At 68.9% G+C, this 6,078-nt stretch carries 5 protein-coding genes; 3 read left to right on the forward strand and 2 right to left on the reverse strand.

Features of this window, described 5'->3' with window-relative positions:
- Positions 1 to 15: 15 nt before the first annotated feature.
- Positions 16 to 1,470 carry a mannose-1-phosphate guanylyltransferase/mannose-6-phosphate isomerase gene (locus I73_RS06810; protein WP_022979922.1) on the reverse strand — a complete coding sequence of 485 codons (1,455 nt, stop codon included), beginning with the start codon at positions 1,468 to 1,470 and terminating at the stop codon, positions 16 to 18.
- Positions 1,471 to 1,905: 435 nt separating this feature from the next.
- Positions 1,906 to 3,426 carry a YifB family Mg chelatase-like AAA ATPase gene (locus I73_RS06815; RefSeq protein ID WP_022979923.1) on the reverse strand — a complete coding sequence of 507 codons (1,521 nt, stop codon included), beginning with the start codon at positions 3,424 to 3,426 and terminating at the stop codon, positions 1,906 to 1,908.
- A 423-nt stretch (positions 3,427 to 3,849) separates the two neighbouring features.
- Between I73_RS06815 and I73_RS06820 the strand changes: the two genes are divergently transcribed.
- From I73_RS06820 to I73_RS32440, 3 genes are all read left to right on the forward strand, one after another.
- Positions 3,850 to 4,188 (forward strand): P-II family nitrogen regulator, encoded by a 339-nt coding sequence (locus I73_RS06820; RefSeq protein ID WP_022979924.1) that lies wholly within the window; start codon positions 3,850 to 3,852, stop codon positions 4,186 to 4,188.
- Positions 4,189 to 4,225: 37 nt separating this feature from the next.
- Entirely contained in the window at positions 4,226 to 5,755 is a 1,530-nt protein-coding gene (locus tag I73_RS06825) for an ammonium transporter (protein ID WP_026096407.1), read from the forward strand.
- A gap of 169 nt (positions 5,756 to 5,924) precedes the next feature.
- On the forward strand, positions 5,925 to 6,078 hold a 154-nt coding region (locus I73_RS32440; RefSeq protein ID WP_199899039.1), incomplete at its 3' end, for a glutamate--cysteine ligase.

The following is a 6,078-nucleotide window of genomic DNA, read 5'->3' on the forward strand; positions in this document are numbered from 1 at the left end:
CACCGCAGCCTCGGGTCAGCTGGTGCGGCCGTAGGTGTCCTGGAAGCGGACGATGTCGTCCTCGCCCAGGTAGCTGCCGGACTGAACCTCGATCAGCTCGAGGTCGAGCTTGCCCGGGTTGGTCAGGCGGTGCACCTCGCCCAGCGGAATGTAGGTGCTCTGGTTCTCGGTCAGCAGCACGGTCTTGTCGCCGCAGGTGACTTCGGCCGTGCCGCTGACCACGATCCAGTGCTCGGCCCGGTGGTGGTGCATCTGCAGGCTCAGCGAGGCCCCCGGGCGGACCATGATGCGCTTGACCTGGAAGCGTCCGCCATGGTCGATGCTGTCGTACCAGCCCCAGGGCCGGTGCACCTTGCGGTGCAGGGTGTGCTCGCCACGGCCGCAAGCGCTGAGCTGGGTGACGATGTGCTTGACGTCCTGGCTGCGGGCGCGGTCGGTCACCAGCACCGCGTCGGGCGTCTCGACCACGACCACATCGCTCAGCCCCACCACGCTGACCAGACGGCTGGTGGCATGCACCAGCGTGTCGCGGGCATCCTGCAGCAGCACGTCGCCCTGGGTGACATTGCCGGCCTCGTCCTTGGCACCGACCTGCCAGACGGCGTCCCAGGCGCCCAGGTCGTTCCAGCCGGCGGCCAGCGGCAACACGCGGATGTCGAAGGCGCTGCCGGGGCACTTCTCCAGCACCGCATAGTCCACCGATTCGGACGGCACGGCGGCAAAGGCCTCCTTGCCCGGCCGCACGAAGACACCGTCCTGCTCCCGACCGGCCCAGGCCGTGCGCACGGCGCTGGCGATGTCCGGCCGGAAGGCCTCCAGCGCGGCCAGCCAGACCGAGGCCTTGAGCACGAAGATGCCGCTGTTCCAGGTGTAGCCGCCTTCGGCCAGGTAGCGCTCGGCGGTGGCCCGGTCGGGCTTTTCGACGAACTGGCGCACCTTGGCCACCTCGCCGGATTCGGCCGCTGCCGCGCGGATGTAGCCGTAGCCGGTTTCGGGCCGATCCGGGGTGATGCCCAGAATGACGATGGCACCGCTTGCCGCCACCCGCACGGCCTCGCGCAGCGTGGCGGTGAAGCCGACCTCGTCGGCCACGGTCTGGTCGGCCGGGGTGACCACCAGCACCGGGTCCTCGCCCCCTTCCAGCGCCGCCAGGGCGGCCAAGGTGAGGGCCGGCGCGGTGTTGCGGCCCACCGGCTCCAGCAGCACGGCCGAAGGAGCCAGTTTGAGCTCGCGCAGCTGTTCCAGCGCCAGAAAGCGGTGTTCGCCATTGCCCACCACCAGCACCGGCTGGGCGGCGATGCCGTCGCTGGACAGGCCGGCCAGCCGGCGCGCGGCCTGCTGGAACAGGCTGTCGTCGCCCGAGAGCGCCAGGAACTGCTTGGGAAAGCCGGCCCGCGAGAGCGGCCACAGGCGGGTGCCGCTGCCACCGGCCATGATGACGGGTTGCACGGAGATGGGTGTGGTCGGCATGGCGTGATCCTTGAATCGGGTCCAGTGTACGGGAGCCCCATGGCCATCAGCGTCAACCCACCCGCTCCCAAAGGCCCTCGGTGGGGCCATCCTGATTCGGAGAGATGACGCAAGAAGCACACCCTCCTGCCCGGACGAGGCTCCATCACCGCCCAAACATCCTCACGACGGACGACGCGAGCGCCGCTCCGGTCGGCAGCCACTGCGACAAGCAGCGCGAAAGGCGCTCTCGCCGGCGTCACCCGGGGCTTCCAGGGTCACCCGGGTGGCCTCGGCCTGGACACAGCAACTCCGCCACCGGCAGGCGCCGGGCACTCAGATGAGACAAGGTCGCCGCATGCGCTGGTGGCGCCATCTGGGCCCGCAGACGGGACACGGCAGACTCCGGGAAGGGCTTGAGACACGACGCTGATTTCAGTGCAGCGACTGTCCGACTCAGCCGCCCTGGATCACCCGGCGGTACTGCATCGCCTCCGCGACATGGGGCACCTCGATCACCTCCTGCGCCGCCAGGTCGGCAATGGTGCGCGCCACCTTGAGCACCCGGTGGATGCTGCGCCCCGACCAGCCCAGCTGCTGCGCCGCGTTCTGCAGGAACTGGCGCGCGGCGGGCGCCAGCGGCGCATGCGTCTCCAGGGCCTCGCCGGCCAACCCGGCATTGGGCCCGCCCTGCCGGGCCTGCTGCAGCGCCTGGACGGGCCGGACCCGGGCCACCACAGCCGCGGTGGATTCTCCCGCCGGCCCGTTGAGCAGCTCGTCCGGGCGAACGGCGGGCACTTCCACCTGCATGTCGATGCGGTCCAGCAGCGGCCCCGAGATACGTGCCTGGTAGCGGGCCACGGTGTCCGGCGCGCAGCGGCAGGTCCGCCCCGTCACCGCCTGGGCCCCCAGCCAGCCACAGGGACAGGGGTTCATGGCGGCCACCAGTTGGAAGCGCGCCGGGAAGCGGGCCTGGCGGGCCGCCCGCGAAATGGTGATGTGTCCGCTTTCCAGGGGTTCGCGCAGGGCCTCCAGGGCGGAACGGGCGAATTCGGGCAATTCGTCCAGAAACAACACGCCCCCGTGGGCCAGGGAGATCTCGCCAGGCCGGGGCGGGCTGCCGCCCCCCACCAGGGCCACCGAACTCGCACTATGATGGGGCGAACGCACCTGTCGAGTGCACACATCCGCCGGGGCCAGCTCACTGGCCCCCAGCCCCTGCAAGGCGGCACTCTCCAGGGCCTCCTCTTCGGACATGGGCGGCAGCAGGCCGGGCAGGCGCTGCGCCAGCATCGACTTGCCGGAGCCAGGCGGCCCGATCAGCAGCAGGCTGTGCCCGCCAGCGGCGGCGATTTCCAGCGCCCGTCGGGCGGCCCGCTGGCCCCGGACATCCAGCAGATCCGGTCCCGCGGGGCGGCCCACTGCGGCCGGGGGGCGCGCCAGCGGCAGTGCCTCCCCTTGCGGCAGCAGGGACTGCACCACCTCCCCCAGGTGCCGGGCCGAATGCACCTCCAATCCGGGCACCCTGGCCGCCAGGGCCGCACTGTCGGCCGGCAACACGAGCCGGCGGCCCGCCCCATCCTGGCGGGCGCCCAGGGCCAGGGCCACCGCGCCGGTGACCGGACGCAGCGCCCCCGCCAGGGAGAGTTCGCCCGCGAACTCCCAGCCCGCCAGCCGCTGGGGATCGATGACGCCCTGCGCCGCCAGAATGCCCAGGGCCATCGGCAGATCGAAGCGCGCCGACTCCTTGGGCAGATCGGCCGGCGCCAGATTCACCGTGATGCGCCGGTTGTGGGGAAACTCGAAACCGCTCTGGGCCAGTGCGGCACGCACACGCTCCCGGGCCTCCTTGACCTCGGTGTCCGCCAGACCCACCAGGGTGAAGCTGGGCAGGCCGTTGGCCAGATGCACCTCCACCATCACCGCGGGCGCCTGCACCCCGTCCAGGGCCCGACTGGCCACCACCGCATACGACATCCGATTCCTCCGCTGCACCGGACACAGGCCCCCTGGCCTGCCCGATCACCGACCACAGGTGTAGCCCAGGGTCCGGCGCAAGGCCATCCTTGGCTTGACGACGTCAATACACCATTTTGGTGCACTCTTTCGCGCCCTCCGCCCTGCGCACCACGACACGCACCAAGAGCGAACCTCGGGCAGGTGCATGCCCCTGAGGAGCGCCCCGGAGGTGGCATGAAAGCTGCAAGATGCCTGTCGATTCCGTTCCGACCCACTGTTCAGCCGGGAACGGTCCAACCGGAGCACTGCATGAAGTCCTGTTGCATCGCACTCGCCACGTCCGCTGTGGCAGACCTTCTTCCCGGCCACGTCCACAAGACGTTCTGACACCCCGCATCACGGCCAGCACGCCCGTTGGCCTCAACCCTCCAGGAGCACAGAATGAAAATGGTGACAGCCATCGTCAAGCCCTTCAAGCTTGATGAAGTGCGGGAAGCCTTGAGCACCATCGGCGTGCAAGGCATCACCGTGACCGAAGTCAAGGGCTTTGGCCGCCAGAAGGGCCACACCGAGCTCTACCGCGGCGCAGAGTACGTCGTCGACTTCCTGCCCAAGGTCAAGATCGAGGCCGCCGTCGACGACGCGCTGGTCGACCGCGTGATCGAGGCCATCGAATCCTCCGCCCGCACCGGCAAGATCGGTGACGGCAAGATCTTCGTGTCCCCTCTCGAGCAAGTCGTCCGCATCCGCACCGGTGAGACCGGCAAGGATGCCCTCTGACGCTGCCCCACCCTGACAAAGAGACTCGCACATCATGATGAGAAAGCTTGTTGCTTCCCTCGCCCTGGGCCTCGCGGTCCTGGGCTTCGCGGGAACCGCGATCGCGCAGGACGCTGCCTCGGCACCGGTGGCTGCGGCCTCGGCCGACGCCTCGGCACCCGCCGCCGCCCCGGCCGCCTCTGAGGCGGCTCCGGCCGCATCGGCCGCCTCCGAGGCCGCTGCCCCGGCCCCCGTGCCCAACAAGGGCGACACCGCCTGGATGATGGTTTCCACCCTGCTGGTCATCATGATGACCGTGCCGGGCCTGGCGCTGTTCTACGGCGGCCTGGTGCGCAGCAAGAACATGCTGTCGGTGCTGATGCAGGTGATGGTCACCTTCTCGCTGATCGTCGTGCTGTGGGCCATCTACGGCTACAGCCTGGCCTTCACCGAGGGCAATGCCTTCATCGGCGGCTTCGACCGTCTGTTCATGAAGGGCATCTGGGACAACGTCGCCGGCACCTTCGCCAACGGCGCCACCTTCAGCAAGGGTGTCTACATCCCCGAGATCGTGTTCGCGGCCTTCCAGGCGACCTTCGCCGGCATCACCTGCGCGCTGATCGTCGGCTCCTTTGCCGAACGCATCAAGTTCTCCGCCGTGCTGCTGTTCATGGCCCTGTGGTTCACCTTCAGCTACGCGCCGATCGCCCACATGGTCTGGTTCTGGATGGGCCCGGACGCCTACTCCGGCAAGGAAGTGGTCGACGCGATGAACGCCAAGGCCGGCTACATCTGGCAGATGGGCGCCCTGGACTTCGCCGGCGGTACCGTGGTGCACATCAACGCCGCTGTGGCGGGCCTGGTGGGCGCCATCATGATCGGCAAGCGCATCGGCTACGGCAAGGAATCGATGGCGCCGCACAGCCTGACGCTGACCATGGTCGGTTCCGCCCTGCTGTGGGTGGGCTGGTTCGGCTTCAACGCCGGCTCCGCCCTGGAAGCCAACGGCTTCGCCGCCCTGGCCTTCATGAACACCTTCGTGGCCACCGCCGCCGCCGTGCTGTCCTGGTCGCTGGGTGAAGCCCTGCACAAGGGCAAGGCCTCAATGCTGGGTGCCGCCTCCGGCGCCGTTGCTGGCCTGGTGGCCATCACCCCGGCCGCCGGCAACGTCGGCATCGGTGGTGCGCTGATCATCGGTCTGCTGGCTGGCTTCATCTGCCTGTGGGGCGTGACCGGTCTGAAGAAGATCATCGGCGCGGACGACACCCTGGATGTCTTCGGCGTGCATGGCGTGGGCGGTATCCTGGGTGCCCTGCTGACCGGCGTGTTCAACTCGCCGGCCCTGGGCGGCCCCAGCACCGTGGGCGACTGGGTCACGGCCACCACTGTCACCCCGGATGCCTACAGCATCGCCAGCCAGGTGCTGATCCAGGCCAAGGCCGTGGGCATCACCATCGTCTGGTCGGGCGTGGTCTCGGTGATCGCCTACAAGATCGTCGACCTGGTCATCGGTCTGCGCGTCCCGGAAGAGGAAGAGCGCGAAGGTCTGGACATCACCTCTCACGGCGAAACCGCCTACAACAAGTGATGTCCCGGGGGCGCAGGCCCCCGATCCAAGACCAAGATTCAGTTTCGGAGCGAGTTGGGGACTGCCTGCGGGCAGTCCTTTTTTTTTGCCCGTCCGCCGGATCACTTGCATTCCGGGACGGCAGCCCCATCTGCCAGAATTCCGTCTCCACTCTGGCGCCCTCCATCCTATGGTCCCCCACCTCGTCACCGCCCTGACCGGCCCCATCAACGAGCTTGAACAGCGGATCCTGGAGTCCATGCCGGCCATCGAGCGCTGGTTCCGGCTGGAGTGGATGGAGCACACGCCGCCGTTCTACTCCTCGGTGGACATCCGCAATGCCG

Source organism: Ideonella sp. B508-1, from assembly GCF_000333615.1.
Taxonomy (GTDB): Bacteria; Pseudomonadota; Gammaproteobacteria; order Burkholderiales; family Burkholderiaceae_C; genus Ideonella.

Excerpts from the sequence above, each read along its gene's own strand:
- I73_RS06810 (WP_022979922.1), bottom strand. The coding sequence starts at position 1,470 with ATGCCGACCACACCCATCTCCGTGCAACCCGTCATCATGGCCGGTGGC.
- I73_RS06815 (WP_022979923.1), bottom strand. The coding sequence starts at position 3,426 with ATGTCGTATGCGGTGGTGGCCAGTCGGGCCCTGGACGGGGTGCAGGCG.
- I73_RS06820 (WP_022979924.1), top strand. The coding sequence starts at position 3,850 with ATGAAAATGGTGACAGCCATCGTCAAGCCCTTCAAGCTTGATGAAGTG.
- I73_RS06825 (WP_026096407.1), top strand. The coding sequence starts at position 4,226 with ATGAGAAAGCTTGTTGCTTCCCTCGCCCTGGGCCTCGCGGTCCTGGGC.